The following is a 15,196-nucleotide window of genomic DNA, read 5'->3' as shown; positions in this document are numbered from 1 at the left end:
CCGGCGGGGCGACCCGCCGGCCGTTTTCTTTGCAGTTGATTCCGGGCGCGGCCGGGGCGAGCCTCCCCGCCTCTCCTCCCCTCGCCGGAGCTTACATGCCGACCGACGCCTTCAACCCCGCCGCCCGCGCCCCTCGCCTGGCCGTGCTGATCGACGGCGAGAACGCCTCGGCCCGCATCGCCGAGGCGCTGTTCACCGAGATCGCGACCCTGGGCGAGGCCTCGGCGCGGCGCATCTACGGCGATGCGGCCAGTCCGGCCTTGCGGGGATGGATCGACGTCCTGCCGCGCTGGGCGATCCAGTGGCAGCAGAATTTCCAGAACACCAAGGGCAAGAATTCAGGCGACATCGCCCTGGTCATCGACGCCATGGACCTGTTGCATTCGGGTCGGTTCGACGGCTTCTGCCTGGTGTCGTCGGACAGCGATTTCACCCGGCTAGCGGCGCGCATCCGCGAACAGGGCGTCCCGGTCTACGGTTTCGGCGAGCGCAAGACGCCCGAAAGCTTCCGCCAGGCCTGCACCCGCTTCATCTACACCGAGAACCTGACTGGACGCGCCGCCGCCGAGGCGGGCGCGGACGCGTCGCCCCCGGCCGAGCGCAACCCCGCCGAGGCCGTGCCCCTGATCGCCGCCGCCATCGCCGACATGGACGAGGACGGCGACGGCTGGGTCAATATCGGCGGCGTCGCCAACCGCCTGCGCAACACCTATTCCGACTTCGACCAGCGCACCTACGGCCACGCCAAACTGTCCGAACTGGTCCGCGCCACCGGCCGCTTCGACGTCGAGGTCGGCCCCGGCGGCGTCATGCGGGTGCGGTTGAAACCCCGCTAGGCTCAAGCGAAGCCGTTGAGCGAACAACGTTGCAACATGAGCCGATTGCCCGCATGGTGAACGTCTGACGTCCCTATGGGAGTTCTCGCCATGCTGATCCCCGCCTTCGTTCTTCTCATGCTGAACGGCGCTGCGATGCAGGATGACAACGCCGCTGTCGCCGAGCCGCGCGCGCCCAGCGCCTCCAGTTCGCCTTCGCGCACCATCTCGGCGCGTCCGCCTACGGTGACGAACGGCCCGACGCGGACGGTGTGCGGATGGGAGCGCGCCATGGGCAGCACCATTCAGCAGCGCGTCTGTCGCAAGGTGCCGCTGAACAGCAGCCAACGCGAACGCATGTCGACCGAAATGATGCGGGACATGCAGGGTTCGCGCTGGGGCGAACGACCTGTCCCCCGCTCTCCCGGCGGACGGCCTGTGTTCTGACACGAAACCTTCGCCGAAAAGGAGACGCCGATGTTGACGCCCCTTCTGTTCAGTCTGGTCCTGTCGAGTTCAGCCGCCACGCCCGTTCATGCCCAATCAGCCGGCGCCATGCCCGTAGCTTACCCGGTGCGCGACCGATCGGCGCCGCGCCCTGGAGAAGAGGTGCGCGAGGAATGCCGTCGCGGCCAACCGACCGGCTCCAATATTCGCCAGGACATCTGTCGGCAGGCGTCGGTGAAGCGCTCGATCGAGCGCGCCGCGCGCCGCTAGGGGCCGTCGCGACCAAATCGCCGACCTAGGACGCCTCGTCCCCTTTCCCCCGCCGCAGTATGGTCTATGTGTGGCGGATGGCCGCCGCAGAGACCCCCGTAGAGACGTTCAAACGCGCCCTGTCGCACGCCGCGCGGGCGCTGGCCGAACAGGCCGAGCTGGAGGTGCGTTTCGGCTCGGACGGACCGCGTCTGTCGAACGGCGTCCTGTCCCTGCCCCACCCGCCGCGCGATCCGGCCGCGCCGGAAAGCGCCGCCCTGCGCGGCCAGGCCGACCGGCTGGCCCTGCGCCTGGCCAATCATGATCCGGCGCTGGACGCGCGGCTGCGCCCGGTCGACATGAACGCCGCCGAGGTGTTCGACGCCGTCGAACAGGCCCGCGTCGAGGCCGTCGGCGCGCGCGAGCTGAAGGGCGTGCGGCGCAACCTAGAGTCCGCCCTGATCACCCGGCTGGAGAAGTCGGGCGCCCTGCGCGCCGAGGCGGCCCAGGTGCCGGTGGCCGAGGCGGCCGCCCTTCTGCTGCGCGAGCGGATGACGGGCGAACCGGCGTCGGACGGCGCCAAGGCCATGCTGGACCGGGTCCGCGCCGACCTTGAGGCCAAGGCGGGCGCCGAGCTGGACGCCCTGGCGGCCCTGGGCGACGACCAGGCGGCCTTCGGCGCTCGGATGAAGGATCTGCTGCGCGCGCTGGATCTCGACCCCGGCGACGCCGACGGCGGCGACTCGCCCGAGGAGGACGGCGAGGACGACGCCGACAAGCCCGATCAGGACCAGGCGGATCAGGACGAGCAGGAAGAACAGGACGGCGGCGAGGGCGGCGACTCCCTGGACGGCACGGCCGACGACCAGTCCGCCGAGGACGAGCGCCAGGCCCGTCCCGACGGCACGCCGGGCGAGCCCGACGGCGAGGGCCAGGAAGACGCCCCCGAACTGAGCGAGGGCGACCGCCCCAACCATCAGCAGACCCAGGATGACGGCCGGGCGGTCGAGGTCTATCGCGCCTTCACCACCGCCTATGACGAGGTCATCGACGCCGCCGAGCTGTGCGACCCGATGGAGTTGGACCGGCTGCGCGCCCTGCTGGACGCGCAGCTGTCGACGCTGGGCAGCGTGGTCTCGCGCCTCGCCAACAAACTGCAACGGCGTCTGCTGGCTCAGCAGAACCGCAGCTGGATGTTCGACCTTGAGGAAGGGATGCTGGACACGGCGCGTCTGACCCGCGTCATCACCGACCCGACCAGCCCCCTGTCGTTCAAGATGGAGAGCGAAAGCCCGTTCCGCGACACGGTCGTGACCCTGCTGATCGACAACTCCGGCTCGATGCGCGGGCGGCCGATCATGGTGGCGGCGGTGTGCGCCGACATCCTGGCGCGGACGCTGGAGCGGTGCGGCGTCAAGGTCGAGATCCTGGGCTTCACCACCCGCGCCTGGAAGGGCGGACAGTCGCGCGAGGCGTGGATCAGCGCCGGGAAGCCCGCCAACCCGGGCCGCCTGAACGACCTGCGCCACATCATCTACAAGGGCGCGGACGCGCCCTGGCGCCGGGCCAAGAAGAACCTGGGCCTGATGATGCGCGAGGGCCTGCTGAAGGAGAACATCGACGGCGAGGCGCTGGAATGGGCGCACGACCGCCTGCTGGCCCGGCCCGAGGCGCGGCAGATTCTGATGGTCATCTCGGACGGATCGCCGGTCGACGACTCCACCCAGTCGGCCAACGCGGCCCTGTATCTGGACAAGCACCTACGCCAGGTGATTGAGAAGATCGAGACGCGCAGCCCGGTCGAGCTGCTAGCCATCGGCATCGGCCACGACGTGACCCGCTGGTATCGCCGCGCCCTGACCATCGTCGACGTCGAACAGTTGGCGGGCGCCATGACCGAAAAGCTGGCCGAACTGTTCGAGGCCGAACCGAAGGCCATCAGCAGCAAGGGCGGGCGGGCTCCGCACAAGCGCGCGGCGTGAATCGCCGCCTCTATGTCGCCGCCCTGATCTCCCTCGCCCTGGCCGCCTGCGCCGGGGCGGCGGTAACGTCACGCCCCTGGACGCCCGAGACGACGGCCGACGGCTGGACGCCCGCGGGCGGGTCGACGCGGCAGGTGGGTCTGGGACTGCCCGGCGGCGCACGACTGGCCAAGGGCGTGCGTTATGCGGGCGGGGTGCAACTGATCGCAGCGCCCGTCTCCAGCCTGCACGGACTGTCGGACCTGAAGCTGACGGGCGACGGCGGTTTCGTGGCTGTGTCGGATTCCGGCGATCTGGTGCGCGGGCGGCTTGAGCTGGATGCGGACGGCAAGCTGTCGGGGCTGCACGATCTGCGGGTGCGGCGGCTGACGACGGCCGAGGGCGAGCCGATCGCCGACAAGGCTGCGGGCGACGCCGAGGGGCTGGCTCTGGGCGAAGACGGCGAGGTTCTGGTCAGCTTCGAGCGCGAACATCGCATCTGGAGCTACGGCCCGCTGGACGCGCTCAGCGCCCGGCCGCAGGCGCGGCCGCATCCGGCGGTCGACTTCCCGCTGAACGAAGGCCTGGAGGCGCTGGCGACCGCGCCCGGCGGCTGGCGCGTCGGCGGCGAAGGCGGCGGGGTCTGGGACTGCTCGCTGGAGGGTTGCCGCCCCGTGGTCGAGCCGACGGCGCCCACTGACAGTTGGCGGCTGACCGGTCTGGAGCGCGATCCCCGCGGCGACGGCTGGTTCGCGGTGCAGCGGTCGTGGCGCCCGCCCTTCGACGTGCGCGCGCGGGTGCGCCGCATGGACGCCGACGGGACGTTGGGACCGGTGCTGGTCGAGCTGAAGCTGCCGGGGCTGACGGATAATTTCGAAGGGATCGCCGCCGAGCGCCGTGCGGAAGGAACGCGCCTCTACATCCTGTCCGACGACAACGCCAATCCGGCGCAGAAGACCCTGATGCTGGCGTTTGACGTTCGCTGATTCTTCTTCCCTTGCAGAAGGCGTTCGGGCTTTTTCCCTTCACGGCCGCCTGTCTCTCAAGACAGCAGCACCTTCCGCCGCCCCTGAAGGCCTCGACCGATCAACGCGACCTCAGTCGAAGGCTTTTAGAAACAGCCACCCATGAAGCTTTTGTGGAAGGCTCGCCTTGAGTTCTCATGTGCGCTCTGCGCTAGGTCAGTAAGTATCGGTTCATTATAGTAATTAAGCGCGCACTAAGCCTGTCTGATCGGCAGGCGTTAAGGGCGCCCCCTTTATGGTCTCGTGGCAATCAGGAGCCATGAGGACGCCATGACCAAGTTGATGCGGCTGCGCCGCTGTGCGCTTCTTGTCGCCGTCGCCGCCGGCGTGACGGCCTTCGCTTCGCCGCAGATCGCTGCGGCGGGCCCCAGGGCGGGCGGTTCCTACCAACTGCGCGCGGTCGTACCCGTCGCCTGCTGGGTGCGGCCCGACACGACCGTCGTTGCGGAGACCGGCCGGACAGGGTCCGTTATCGAGGCCTGCAACAGCCCCGGAGGCTTCACCGTCTCCGCCGCCTATCGTCCGCTCAAGGCCACAGAGACCGCCCGCATGACCTATGGCGAGCGATCGCTGAACCTGACGAAGACCGGCAATTTGGAACTGCGTCGCTCCAATATGGCGGCCATCCGCACCATCGCCTACCGCTTCGACGAGGTGCAGTTGGACGAACCTCTGGTCCTGGCCCTGACGATTCAGCCGATATAGGCGAAGTTTTTCGGTTCAGACGCGACAAAGCCCCCCGCCGAGGCCTCGGCGGGGGGATTTGTCATTCTGCGCGCCGCGCCTCATCGACGCGCATCACAGGCCGCCCATCAAGTTTCAAACTTTACAGTTAACGCCCTCGATTTTACATAATGGCGCTGTTCGTTGATCGCGATAATATCAACGAGCGAGGACGGGGCCCACGGCCCTGGATTGTCGACGGGGAGGGAACGGGGTGGGCCTGCAGGGACCGGCGGAGGCGTGTCGATTCGACATTGAAGCGATCAATGAGGCCGCCTGCTCAGAAGCCTGGAGCAAGAGCTGCAGCCGTGCGGCCATGATCATCACGCCCAGCCTGCACCTTCTGTGGAGCAATGAAGAAGGGCGCCGGCTTCTCACCATCGACCGCGATCTTGGTGAAGTCGGGGGCCGACTGAGCTTCGCCCAGCGCACAGGCGTGTTCGCCTTCGCCGCCTTTCTTGAGAACCTGGGCGACGAGCCTCGAGCCTGGGTTCTGGCTCGACGCGACGGCGGCGGGGACTGCCTGATCATCCGGGCGGTGCGGATCGCGCTGGGCGAAGCCCAAGCCGTCATCCTGGCCTTCAGCGACACCGCGGGATCGCGCCGCCTGTGGGCCGACTTCGGTCCCGCGCTCGACCTCACCTCGGCGGAAACCACTCTGCTGAAGCGGCTGGTCGACGGCGCTACGGTCACAGAAGCCGCGCAAGACCTCGGCGTGAGCCTGGAAACCGCCCGCACGCACGTCAAACGCGCCTACGCCAAGCTGGGCGTCAGCAGCCGCGAAGAGATGTTCGCCAAGATATCGCCCTTCCGGCTGTCCTGACCCGCCTGCGGCTGACGATCAGGCGGCGGGACACTGCGGCGCCGGATCACGCCGGATGCGCACCACCTCATCCGACCGCTGCTCGCCCGCACGCATCGCGGTCGTGCGGCTGACCTCGGACACCCAGCCGTCCGCTATATGGAGGGTGGCGCGGGTATCGCGCTTCATGCTGTTCGCGGTCCCGGTCCAGCCAGGCGTTTCGGCGCTGAACGAGCGCGTGAGCAGAAGGCCGCATCCGTCGGCGGTGCGCGAAGCCGATTGCACGCCGGATCGCGCCACTTGGTCCGTATTCTGAAACGGCTGCTCGACACGGCCTTCCGGCAGAGGCTGTCGGGGCTGCATTTCCGCCAGCAATGCGACATCGCTCAGCAGCAGGGACAGCAGATCCTCCGGCGGCAAGCGGTCCAGCCCCGCCGCCAGGACGTCCCCCTGTTCCTGTTGCAGGCCCAGTTCGCTCAGACGCGTGCGGTACGCCTCCCGCACGGCGGGCCAGTCCGCAAAAGCCACAGGTCGTCCAGAGGCGTCAGCGGCGACGACCACATCCACGCCGACCCAAGCCTGAAGAAGCCGCTCCAGACCGGGATCGCGGCTGTCGGTCAAGGAGGCTTCCAGCAACCGAAACCGGAGGGTCATCTGTTCCGTCGAGGCCGCCAGGGTCTCCAGCTCGAACTTCTGACGGTTGACCTGACGCGCCTCGCCGCCTTCGGCGTAGGACGTCAGCTCGGTCTCGCTGACGAACACGCGCAGATCGCCGACGGCGTCGGGCCGATGCTGAACCTCAAGGGCCGAGATCGGGGCGTCGGCAGGCCCGGCGGCGGCCGGCGGATCCTGAGGGACGGCCAGCGCCAGGACGTAAAGGGCCGCGAAAAGCATCTTCATATCAGGCTCCCCCAACGACCTCGACACGAGGCGGGGTCGCTCCAATTCGCTCACGCGGCGAATTTCATCGAATAATCATGAAATTAACCATTCTTTCTTTTGGCGCGTACCCCAAATGGGGGACGATTAACAAAAGCCTAACGTGCTCCTTAGCCCTCGAACGAGGGGGCGGCGACATACGCCGGGGAGCAGATGCGAACAGCCTGTTTGCTTGCAGCCGCAATGCTGGTCGCAGCGGGAACGGCGGCCGAGGCCGCCGACGCCGGGCGCAAGTCCCTGGTGCTGGAAGCCGTGGGCCGGATCTCGCCGCGGTGCGACATCGGGGCCTTGGGCGGCGTCGACTTCGGCGACCTGCGGCGCAGCGGACTGGCCGTCGAGACGCGCTTCGGCCTGAGCTGCAACGTCCCCTTCGACATCAATCTGCGCTCCGCCAACGGCGGATTGGCGCATGAAACCCTGCCGCGCGGGCAAGGCCCGTACAGCGGCCTGGCGGCCTATCGCCTGGCCATCAACGTGCCCCTGGAAAGCGGAAACCCGGGCCGCGGCGGACGCGGCGGCGCGGCGACCGGCGACTTCACCAGCCGGCAGCTGCAGGCGGGACAGGTGATCTCGAGCCGAGGCGGCGTCGCCTTCGACGGCGGCCGCCTGAACATCGAGATGATGGAGCCCGAAGGCGCCGGCCTGCTGGCCGGACGCTACTGGGAAACCGTGGAGATCAGCCTCGTGCCGAGGCTGTAGAGACCGGCGATGAACGCGAAGCACATCGAGCGTCGAGCGGATGCCTGGCGCCCCCGTGGGGCAGCTGAGCGGACTGTGCGGAAGCTCGGCGTGTGCGGCGCGGCCAAAGCGGGTGTGACTGGCGCAATCCTGCGCACTTCTTGGAGGAAGACTGAAATGAAAGCCTATCAACTGATCGCCGGCGTCGCTGCGCTGGCCCTCTCCGCGACCGCCGCTTCGGCCGGCAGCTTCAGCCAGAGCGCGGCTCACCTGCCGATCATCGGCAGCATCAGCGGCTCGGGCCAGGGCTCGGCCCTCGCCGGCCAAGGCGCCAACGCCCTGTCGACCTTCCTCGGCGGCGAGGAAGTCGCGTCGTGGATCTCGGCCTCGGGCAGCGTCGCCAACAACATCGGCACCGCCGGCAACGCCCAAGCCAGCTTCACCCTGCGCGGCGAAGTCTCGCAGGACTGCTCCTTCTACTCGGGCAACATCAACACCGTTCTGAACTTCGGCCAGATCGGCATCAACACCCTGGACAACGGCGGCGTTGACGACGCCTTCGACATGGTCAGCGCGGCCAACGCCTCGATCGAGACCAACACCGCGGGCTGCAACACCCGCAACGAAGTGCGCATCACCAAGACCAACGGCGTCGCCGGCATGAAGTCGAACTACGCCGGCGCCTTCGACGGCGCCCAGTTCCAGGCCAACCTGCCGTACAAGGTGGATGCGACCTGGACCGGCGTTCCCGCCGGCGCCGGTTCGGCGACCGCCTCGACGCAAACGCTGACGGTCGACACCACCGAAGCCGGCGACCTGAAGGTCCAAGGCGCCTGGAAGTCGCACTTCAACGTCAACATCAACGTGCCGGTCCCGAGCAAGTCGCTGGTCTCGGGCACCTATCAGGACACCCTGACGATCGAACTGGCCGCCATCTAAAACGGCCCGGCAAGATGCGAAGAAGCCCGCCCGGCCCTGTCGGGCGGGCTTCAAGCATCAGCAGGACGTCATTTGCGTATCAGCGGCACGAATTCTGCATGACGTCGGTACACGGGTCTGCAGACCGAGGGGGAAGGTGAATATGGGACTAGGGCTGAAACAGCGGGCCGCGCCTCGCGTCGAACGACAGAAAAAGAAGTCCCGCATCGGACTGGTCCTGGCCGCCACCCTGTTCCTGGGGATCACCGCCACCGCCGTCGAGGCGATGCGCGTCTCGCCCATGGTCGCGGAAATCTCGTCGCGCGGCGCCGGGTCTTCCGCCAGGATCGAGGTGCAGAACCTGGCCGCCAAGGCTCTGCCCTATGAAACGCGCATCACGCGCATCTCCTTCGACGAGAACGGCAAGCTTGTGGAAACCCCGGCCGATGAGGACTTCCTGGTCTTCCCGCCGCAGGGCGTCGTGCCCGTGCGCGGACGCCAGGTGATCCGGGTCCAGTGGGTCGGCGACCCCGACATCGACGTGTCGCGCGCCTATTACGTCGGCATCCGCCAGCTTCCCGTCGAACTGGAGGAAGGCGCCAGCGGCGACCTCGCCGCCCAGGTGCAGGTCGTCTACCATATGAAGTCGCTGGTCACCGTCGCGCCTCCGGGCGCCGCCGCAGACGTCTCGGTCGTCAGCGCCCGCGCAATTGAAATCGACGCCGCCCCGGCCGCCCCCGTCATCGACGAAAGCGTCGGCGGCACGGGCGAGGCCGCCCCGACGCCCACCGCCGCCAAGGTTCCCGGCGTCGAGGTCCGCGTGCGCAACGCCGGCCGCCGCTACGCCCTGATGAGCGGCGCAACCTGGTGGGTCGAGGGGCGTGGTCCCGACGGCGCGCGCACCGAAATCCGCCTGGACGCCTCGACCGTCAACGAGGCCGTCGGCGCCGGCTATCTCGAGCCCCTGAAGGGCGATCGGACCTTCTACCTGCCCACCAGCGTCGCCTTCTCGCCTGATGCGCCGATCAAGGTGCGCTTCAGCCAATGAAGCCTCGGCTAGTCCCTACGGCGATCCTGGCCTCGGTTCTGGTCTCGAACGGCGCAGCGCCCGCCAGCGCGGCGTCGCTGAGCGAAGACGCGCCCATCATCACGGCGCCGCCTCGGTTCGAAGAGCCGCCACAGGCGCAGACCCCGGCGCAGGTTCAGGCCCAACCTCTGCAGAACCCGCCGCCGGGCGCGGCCCAGAGCGCCGCCCAGACCGCCGCCCAGACCGCCGCCCCGCCGGCAGCGGTCGTGCGTCCTGACATCAATCCCTACAACCGCGACATCACCCTGACCGCGCCGCTGACGTTCAACCGGCGGCCTCTGGGCGAAGTTCCTGTAACCCTGACGCGCGATGATCGCTTCATCGTCGATTCAGCAGGCTTCCTCGAACTGATCACGCCCCTGCTCACCGACGAGGCCGCTGTGGCGCTCACGGCGCGACTGGCCGGCCAGCAGGGTTTCGAAGGCGAGGAATTGGCCGCTCAAGGGGTGTCGCTCGAATACGACCCCACAGCCCTGTCGCTGCTGGTGGTGCGCGTCGCCCCTAATCTTCGGCGCCTGGAAGTCCTGTTCGAGCGCGGCGGCCCCGAGGCGGAAGGCCTGGCGCCCCTGCCCTTCTCCGCCTTCCTGAACGCGGCGACATCGTGGAGCTACCGCCACGCGACCGGCGACGCCCCTGCGCCGAACGTCTATCTGAACGGCGCCGGCCGCTGGCGCGGCCTGGTTCTGGAGGCCGAGGTTCAGGGCCGCGAGACCCTGGGGTCCGGCGACTATGAATGGCTGCGGCGCTACGCTCGTTTCGTCTACGACCAGCCCCAGGAATACCGCCGCTGGACCGTCGGCGATCTCAACCCCGAGTTCCGCGGTCTGCAGGGCTATGCCGACGTGGGCGGCGTCGGCGTGACGCGCCAGCGGCGCCGCTTCGATCCCTATCGTCCGAACGTGTTCCGCCAGGACCGGCAGCTGCTGCTGCAGAGCGAGTCCACGGTGCGTATCCTGCGCAACGGCGCCCTGGTGCGCGAACTGCGCCTGGACCCCGGCCAGTACGACCTGTCCAACCTGCCGGTGCAGACCGGGAGCAACGACCTGGAAGTCGTCGTGGTCGACGGATCGGGCGCTTCCCAATCCTATCGCTACAGCGCCTATATCGACTCGATCGACCTCGATCCCGGCGAGTACGAATACGGCGGATATCTCGGGGTGGCCGGACGTCCCAGCTTCGGCCAGCCGGACTATTCGGACGGCGACCTCGCCTTCACGGGCTACTGGCGCAAGGCCTTCATCGACAAACCCGCCCTGGGCGTCGGCCTGCAGGCCAGCGAACGGGTCCAGATGGCCAACGCCCAGACCCAGTTCATCCTGCGCAACGGGTCTCGTCTGAACTTCCAGGTCGGCGCCAGCAACAGCGACACGGCCGGCGGCGGCTACGCCCTTGTCGCAGCCTATGATTTCTATATCGACCGGCCCACGACGTCGGACTTCTTCACGGTTCAGTTCGAACATGTGTCGGAAGGCTTTGCGACGCTTTCGGACCCGGACGCCTCCAACCCCATCGCCTGGCAGGCCTACGGCCAATACTCGCGCGTCTTCTCCGACCGCCTCTACGGCAGCGTGGGCCTGGCCTACAACAAGTCGCGGGATAGCGCGGGCCTGGGCGATTCCTTCCGCTCGGACCTGACGGCCAACTACGCCATCAATCGTCAGTGGAGCGCTCAGGCGGGGGTGAACTACCTCAAGTACGAAGACACGCCCGGCGGCCGCCGCGACCGCGACGGCTGGGGCTTCACCTTCGCCCTGACCTGGCGGCCGTCCAGCGACGTACGCGCCGACGCGCGCTACGATTCCAACCTGAACAGCGCCTCCGCCTCCTTCTACAAGATCCCGGAGAACCTGGCCGGTTCGATCGGCTATTCCGCCATCGCCACCTATGACGACGGTCCCGCCAGCCTCCTGGGCGGCGTCGACTATGTCGGCAACCGCTTCAACGCCTCGATCTCGCACGCCGGATACGGTCAGGACTTCGGCTCGATCAGCGACCAGCAGGTTACGACCGCCAGCGTCTCTACCGCCATCGCCTTCGCGGGCGGCAAGGCCGCCATCGGCCGGCGCGTCGCCGACAGCTTCGCCATCCTGTACGGCCACCCGAGCCTGGAAGATCGTCCGGTCATCGCCGGCGAAGTCCTGCGCGACGGCCGCTACTCGGCCGCCAGCGGCCCCCTGGGTCCGGTGCTCTATCCCTACCTGGGGTCGTATGTGAACGATTCCGTCTACTACGACGTCATCGACGTGCCCGCCGGCTATGACATCGGCGAGGGCGTACGGCGGGTGCGGCCGGCCTATCGCAGCGGCTACGCCTTCGAGATCGGTTCGGACGCCTTCGTCAGCGCCGTGGGCTCAGTCACCGGGCGCGGAGCTGCGGGCCCGGCGCCGTTGTCGCTGATCGGCGGGCGTGTGATCGCCCTGGACGAACCCGACGCCCCTTCCCAGCCCTTCTTCACCAACAGCGTCGGCCGCTTCGCCGTCCAGGGGCTGAAGCCGGGCGGGCGCTATCGCGTCGAACTCTTCACTGACCCCAGGGGCGGCTTCGATTTCACCGTCCCGGCCGACAACGACGGCCTCTACAATCTGCGTGTCATCCACGTCGACATCGCTGCGCCTGAAGGAGATTGAGCATGAGCGTTCTTCAAAAACGTGCGTCGTCCGCCTTCGCCGGCATGGCGCTGATCGCGTCGCTCGCGGCGGCCGGAGCCGCCACGGCGCAGGCGTCGCGGCCCGCTGCCCCCGGCTGCCAGGTGCGGATCGAGCCGCAGCAGGCGCGATGGGAGATCCGCGGCTATGATCCCTATGGCGATGATGCGGCCTTCGCCACTTTCGACATCGCCTGGTCCAACGACGGCGCGGCCGCCTGCGAGGGCGAGGTGGAAGTCACCACCGTAGGCCAGCCGTTCGGCTTGCGGCCGACCACCGGACCGAGCGGCCGCTGGTCCACCCTGCCCTACAGCCTGACGGACGAGTTTTCGGCGGCGAACCTGACCCCGGTCGCGGGCCGATCCCAAGCCCGCCCAGGCGGCGCGGCCTTGGCGCTTCAGCCGGGCGCGCGCGTCCTGCGCCGCTATCGTCTCGAAGTCGATGTCGATCAACTCAGCCAGGACGGCCTGTTCGAACAGCCGGTGCAATTCGCCTTCCGCGCCAAGGACAACCGCATTTCAGCGGACAAGCTGCTGGTGCTTGCGCTCAACGTCCAGCCGTCGGCTGTCATGGGCCTGCGCGGCGCATTCACCCGCACGGACGGCGGCGGTCGGATCGAACTGGGCGAACTGGCCGAAGGCGGGACCAATCTGCCGCTGCAGGTGTGGGTCAAGAGCACCGGCGGCTATCGCGTCGCGGTATCGTCGCGCAACAAGGGCCGCTTGGTGCTGGCCGAGGACTCGTCCTGGTGGGTGCCCTATCGCCTGAGCCTGGGCAACCGTCCCATCAACCTGGGCACGGGCGGTCAGGTGGAAAGCCGCAAGGGCACCGGCCTGGGCGAAGACGCCTATGACCTGCAACTGCAGGTGGGCGAAACCTCGCGCCGCCGGGCCGGCCTCTACTCTGACCTTATCGAATTGACCGTGGCGCCGATCTAGGCAGCGGCGAGCGACGGATATGCCAGCCTGACAGGCGCAAAATGACAGGCTGGAAGTCCGCCTCCCCACACAAGGGGAGAAGGGCTTAGATGCGTTCGCTGATCTTGATGGCGGCCTTGCAGCCGACCTTGATGACGCTGCTGAGCAGGCGGTAGGCGGGGGCCTCGCGGCTGCCGTGCTCGATGGCGTGGTCGTGGTGGGCCAGTTCCTCTTCGCGGAACTTGGTCAGTTCGGCGGCCAGTTCGGGATCGCGGTCGCGGATTTCCTCGATCTGGTCGGCGTAGTGTTTCTCGATGACGCTCTCGACCGCCTCGGTGCAGGCATGGGCGGCCTTTTCCGAGATCAGGGCCGTCCCGGCGCCCAGGGCCGTCGCCGCCAGCTTCCACAGCGGGATCATGGCCGTGGGGCGCACCCGGTTCTCGTTCAGCAAAGCCTCGAACCGGGCCAGGTGGACGGCCTCGTGCCCCTCCATCTCGGTCAGGTCGGCGGCGATGGCGTCCTTGCCCTTGCGGCCCTCCAGCACGGCGCGCTGGGCGCGGTAGATGTGGACGGCGGCGAACTCGCCCGCGTGGTCGACGCGCAGCATCTCGGCCAGACGCGCCTTGTCCTGCCCCACGCCGGGGCGGGCCAGGGGAATGCGACGGGCGGCGGAGACGGCTTCGGCTGATTGGGTCATGGCGCCTCTATCCTAGCTCCTCGGCGCGCGGGCGTCCTTGGGACGTTTCGCCGCCAGCAGGCTGAAGACAGCCAGCGCCAGGGAGATCACAAAGTTCCAGCCCGCCATCGACAGGCCCGCGAAGCTCCACGGAATGTCGCCGCAGGAGACGAAGCCCGCGCTTCCGCCCGTGCCGTCGATCAGGGCGGTCAGCGCCGACAGGTCGATGGTGGTGCTCGGCGCGGCCATGCAGGTGGCCGGCAGGGCCCACCACTTCAGCTCGCCCCCGGCGTGATAGCCCGCCGTGATCGCCCCGGTCAGGAAGATCGCCGCCAGCAGGAAGGAGGCGATGCGCGGCGTGCCCCGGCTGGCCCGGCTGAACAGAGCCCAGAAGGTGGCGGCCCCGGCGATGGCGACGGCGGCCCAATAGACCTCGCGCTGCTTCAGGCACAGGCTGCACGGCGGCATTCCGCCGAACCGCTCGAACGCATGGGCCGCGCCCAGCATGGCCAGCGACGCCCCAAGGGCGAAGGCCGTCCACCAGCGGGTCAGCATTTTATAGATCGCGCTCATCTGCGCCTCACAGGAACCAGGCGCCTCTCATAAACTGAGCGGAGAGCGGCGTCGATCAGTGACCGATCAGCTTGACCATAAAGAAGGCGCCGACCAGCAGGACCAGGAACAGGACGGTGAACAGGGCCAGCCGCTTTTCGACGATCGCCAGCATGGGCGGCCCCCAGCGCTTGAGCACGAAGGCCACCAGGAAGAAGCGGGCGCCGCGCGTCAGCACGCACAGGGCGATGAACAGCGCCAGATTGAACTGGAAGATGCCCGAGGCGATGGTGATCAGCTTGAAGGGGATGGGCGTCAGCCCCTTGATGAGGATGACCCAGGCGCCGTGCTGCTGGAACAGGGCCTTGGACGCCTCAAAGGTGTCGGCCTTGCCCAGCAGGGCCAGCATCCACATGCCGACCGGCTCCAGCCAATAGCCGATGGCGTAGCCCAGGATCCCGCCCAGCACCGAGGCGATGGTGCAGACCGTGGCGTAGAAATAGGCGCGTTCCGGCTTGGCCAGCACCATGGGCGCCAGCATGACGTCCGGCGGAATCGGGAAGAAGGAGCTTTCGGCGAAGGAAACGACGGCCAACGAGCGCGTGGCGTGACGGTGGCGGGCCAGAGAGAAGACCCAGTCGTAGAGCTTGCGAAGCATTCAGGCGTCCCGATCGAGGCCCCCGCCTCTCGTCCCCCGCCCGATAGCAGGCCAGGCGGAGCGGCGCGAGAGGCGAACGATCGCCTGCGACACCGGAACGTGTG

At 68.2% G+C, this 15,196-nt stretch carries 16 protein-coding genes; 12 read left to right on the top strand and 4 right to left on the bottom strand.

The features are described 5' to 3' along the window. Positions 1-95: 95 nt before the first annotated feature. From ACU5AP_RS10320 to ACU5AP_RS10290, 7 genes are all read left to right on the top strand, one after another. Complete coding sequence (locus ACU5AP_RS10320; protein ID WP_046654480.1) at positions 96-836, top strand: NYN domain-containing protein; 741 nt, start codon at positions 96-98, stop codon at positions 834-836. 90 nt (positions 837-926) lie between these two features. After that, positions 927-1,262: a hypothetical protein gene (locus tag ACU5AP_RS10315; RefSeq protein ID WP_076224549.1), complete on the top strand. Its 336-nt coding sequence runs from the start codon at positions 927-929 to the stop codon at positions 1,260-1,262. Between the two features lie 30 nt (positions 1,263-1,292). After that, positions 1,293-1,532, top strand: a complete 240-nt coding sequence (locus ACU5AP_RS10310) for a hypothetical protein (protein ID WP_076224551.1) — start codon at positions 1,293-1,295, stop codon at positions 1,530-1,532. A gap of 77 nt (positions 1,533-1,609) precedes the next feature. After that, a complete protein-coding gene (gene cobT, locus ACU5AP_RS10305) occupies positions 1,610-3,493 on the top strand; it encodes a cobaltochelatase subunit CobT (protein WP_076224582.1) in 1,884 nt (627 codons plus the stop codon). Continuing rightward, the gene (locus tag ACU5AP_RS10300) at positions 3,490-4,458 is read left to right on the top strand and encodes an esterase-like activity of phytase family protein (RefSeq protein WP_446681210.1); all 969 of its coding nucleotides are present in this window, start codon (positions 3,490-3,492) and stop codon (positions 4,456-4,458) included. Before cobT ends, ACU5AP_RS10300 begins: the two co-directional genes overlap by 4 nt. 309 nt (positions 4,459-4,767) lie before the next feature. Beyond that, positions 4,768-5,202 carry a hypothetical protein gene (locus ACU5AP_RS10295; RefSeq protein WP_040344483.1) on the top strand — a complete coding sequence of 145 codons (435 nt, stop codon included), beginning with the start codon at positions 4,768-4,770 and terminating at the stop codon, positions 5,200-5,202. 334 nt (positions 5,203-5,536) lie between these two features. Next, on the top strand, positions 5,537-6,043 hold the full coding sequence (locus ACU5AP_RS10290) for a helix-turn-helix transcriptional regulator (protein WP_128719413.1): 507 nt from the start codon (positions 5,537-5,539) through the stop codon (positions 6,041-6,043). Positions 6,044-6,061: 18 nt separating this feature from the next. Here ACU5AP_RS10290 and ACU5AP_RS10285 read toward each other — a convergent pair whose 3' ends face one another. Further along, the gene (locus ACU5AP_RS10285; RefSeq protein WP_446681209.1) at positions 6,062-6,922 is read right to left on the bottom strand and encodes a hypothetical protein; all 861 of its coding nucleotides are present in this window, start codon (positions 6,920-6,922) and stop codon (positions 6,062-6,064) included. Positions 6,923-7,129: 207 nt separating this feature from the next. Here ACU5AP_RS10285 and ACU5AP_RS10280 point away from each other — a divergent pair, with 207 nt between their 5' ends. The 5 genes from ACU5AP_RS10280 (at position 7,130) to ACU5AP_RS10260 (ending at position 13,227) form a co-directional block, all read left to right on the top strand. Next, positions 7,130-7,660, top strand: coding sequence for a hypothetical protein (locus ACU5AP_RS10280; RefSeq protein WP_143276795.1), 531 nt, complete (start codon positions 7,130-7,132; stop codon positions 7,658-7,660). A gap of 156 nt (positions 7,661-7,816) precedes the next feature. Continuing rightward, positions 7,817-8,578: a hypothetical protein gene (locus tag ACU5AP_RS10275; RefSeq protein ID WP_446681208.1), complete on the top strand. Its 762-nt coding sequence runs from the start codon at positions 7,817-7,819 to the stop codon at positions 8,576-8,578. 142 nt (positions 8,579-8,720) lie between these two features. After that, the gene (locus tag ACU5AP_RS10270; RefSeq protein WP_128719410.1) at positions 8,721-9,605 is read left to right on the top strand and encodes a molecular chaperone; all 885 of its coding nucleotides are present in this window, start codon (positions 8,721-8,723) and stop codon (positions 9,603-9,605) included. Next, positions 9,602-12,271 (top strand): fimbria/pilus outer membrane usher protein, encoded by a 2,670-nt coding sequence (locus ACU5AP_RS10265; RefSeq protein ID WP_446681207.1) that lies wholly within the window; start codon positions 9,602-9,604, stop codon positions 12,269-12,271. Before ACU5AP_RS10270 ends, ACU5AP_RS10265 begins: the two co-directional genes overlap by 4 nt. Positions 12,272-12,273: 2 nt before the next feature. Beyond that, positions 12,274-13,227, top strand: coding sequence for a hypothetical protein (locus ACU5AP_RS10260; RefSeq protein ID WP_446681206.1), 954 nt, complete (start codon positions 12,274-12,276; stop codon positions 13,225-13,227). 85 nt (positions 13,228-13,312) lie between these two features. Here the strand turns inward: ACU5AP_RS10260 and ACU5AP_RS10255 are convergent, their stop codons facing one another. From ACU5AP_RS10255 to ACU5AP_RS10245, 3 genes are read right to left on the bottom strand one after another with little or no spacing between them, the layout of a single operon-like run. After that, positions 13,313-13,903: a demethoxyubiquinone hydroxylase family protein gene (locus tag ACU5AP_RS10255; protein WP_003164026.1), complete on the bottom strand. Its 591-nt coding sequence runs from the start codon at positions 13,901-13,903 to the stop codon at positions 13,313-13,315. A 12-nt stretch (positions 13,904-13,915) separates the two neighbouring features. Then, positions 13,916-14,455, bottom strand: coding sequence for a disulfide bond formation protein B (locus tag ACU5AP_RS10250; protein ID WP_446681205.1), 540 nt, complete (start codon positions 14,453-14,455; stop codon positions 13,916-13,918). Between the two features lie 55 nt (positions 14,456-14,510). Then, positions 14,511-15,092 (bottom strand): YqaA family protein, encoded by a 582-nt coding sequence (locus ACU5AP_RS10245; protein ID WP_003164028.1) that lies wholly within the window; start codon positions 15,090-15,092, stop codon positions 14,511-14,513. Positions 15,093-15,196 lie beyond the last annotated feature (104 nt).

Source organism: Brevundimonas sp. RM1 (assembly GCF_052907225.1).
The sequence above is the reverse complement of the archived record's forward strand: the minus strand, read 5'-3'. Positions and strand labels throughout refer to the sequence as shown.

Bases quoted from the DNA above. Each gene is read 5' to 3' on its own strand.
- ACU5AP_RS10320 (WP_046654480.1), top strand. From the start codon at position 96: ATGCCGACCGACGCCTTCAACCCCGCCGCCCGCGCCCCTCGCCTGGCC.
- ACU5AP_RS10315 (WP_076224549.1), top strand. From the start codon at position 927: ATGCTGATCCCCGCCTTCGTTCTTCTCATGCTGAACGGCGCTGCGATG.
- ACU5AP_RS10310 (WP_076224551.1), top strand. From the start codon at position 1,293: ATGTTGACGCCCCTTCTGTTCAGTCTGGTCCTGTCGAGTTCAGCCGCC.
- cobT (WP_076224582.1), top strand. From the start codon at position 1,610: ATGGCCGCCGCAGAGACCCCCGTAGAGACGTTCAAACGCGCCCTGTCG.
- ACU5AP_RS10295 (WP_040344483.1), top strand. From the start codon at position 4,768: ATGACCAAGTTGATGCGGCTGCGCCGCTGTGCGCTTCTTGTCGCCGTC.
- ACU5AP_RS10290 (WP_128719413.1), top strand. From the start codon at position 5,537: ATGATCATCACGCCCAGCCTGCACCTTCTGTGGAGCAATGAAGAAGGG.
- ACU5AP_RS10285 (WP_446681209.1), bottom strand. From the start codon at position 6,922: ATGAAGATGCTTTTCGCGGCCCTTTACGTCCTGGCGCTGGCCGTCCCT.
- ACU5AP_RS10275 (WP_446681208.1), top strand. From the start codon at position 7,817: ATGAAAGCCTATCAACTGATCGCCGGCGTCGCTGCGCTGGCCCTCTCC.
- ACU5AP_RS10270 (WP_128719410.1), top strand. From the start codon at position 8,721: ATGGGACTAGGGCTGAAACAGCGGGCCGCGCCTCGCGTCGAACGACAG.
- ACU5AP_RS10265 (WP_446681207.1), top strand. From the start codon at position 9,602: ATGAAGCCTCGGCTAGTCCCTACGGCGATCCTGGCCTCGGTTCTGGTC.
- ACU5AP_RS10260 (WP_446681206.1), top strand. From the start codon at position 12,274: ATGAGCGTTCTTCAAAAACGTGCGTCGTCCGCCTTCGCCGGCATGGCG.
- ACU5AP_RS10255 (WP_003164026.1), bottom strand. From the start codon at position 13,903: ATGACCCAATCAGCCGAAGCCGTCTCCGCCGCCCGTCGCATTCCCCTG.
- ACU5AP_RS10250 (WP_446681205.1), bottom strand. From the start codon at position 14,455: ATGAGCGCGATCTATAAAATGCTGACCCGCTGGTGGACGGCCTTCGCC.
- ACU5AP_RS10245 (WP_003164028.1), bottom strand. From the start codon at position 15,092: ATGCTTCGCAAGCTCTACGACTGGGTCTTCTCTCTGGCCCGCCACCGT.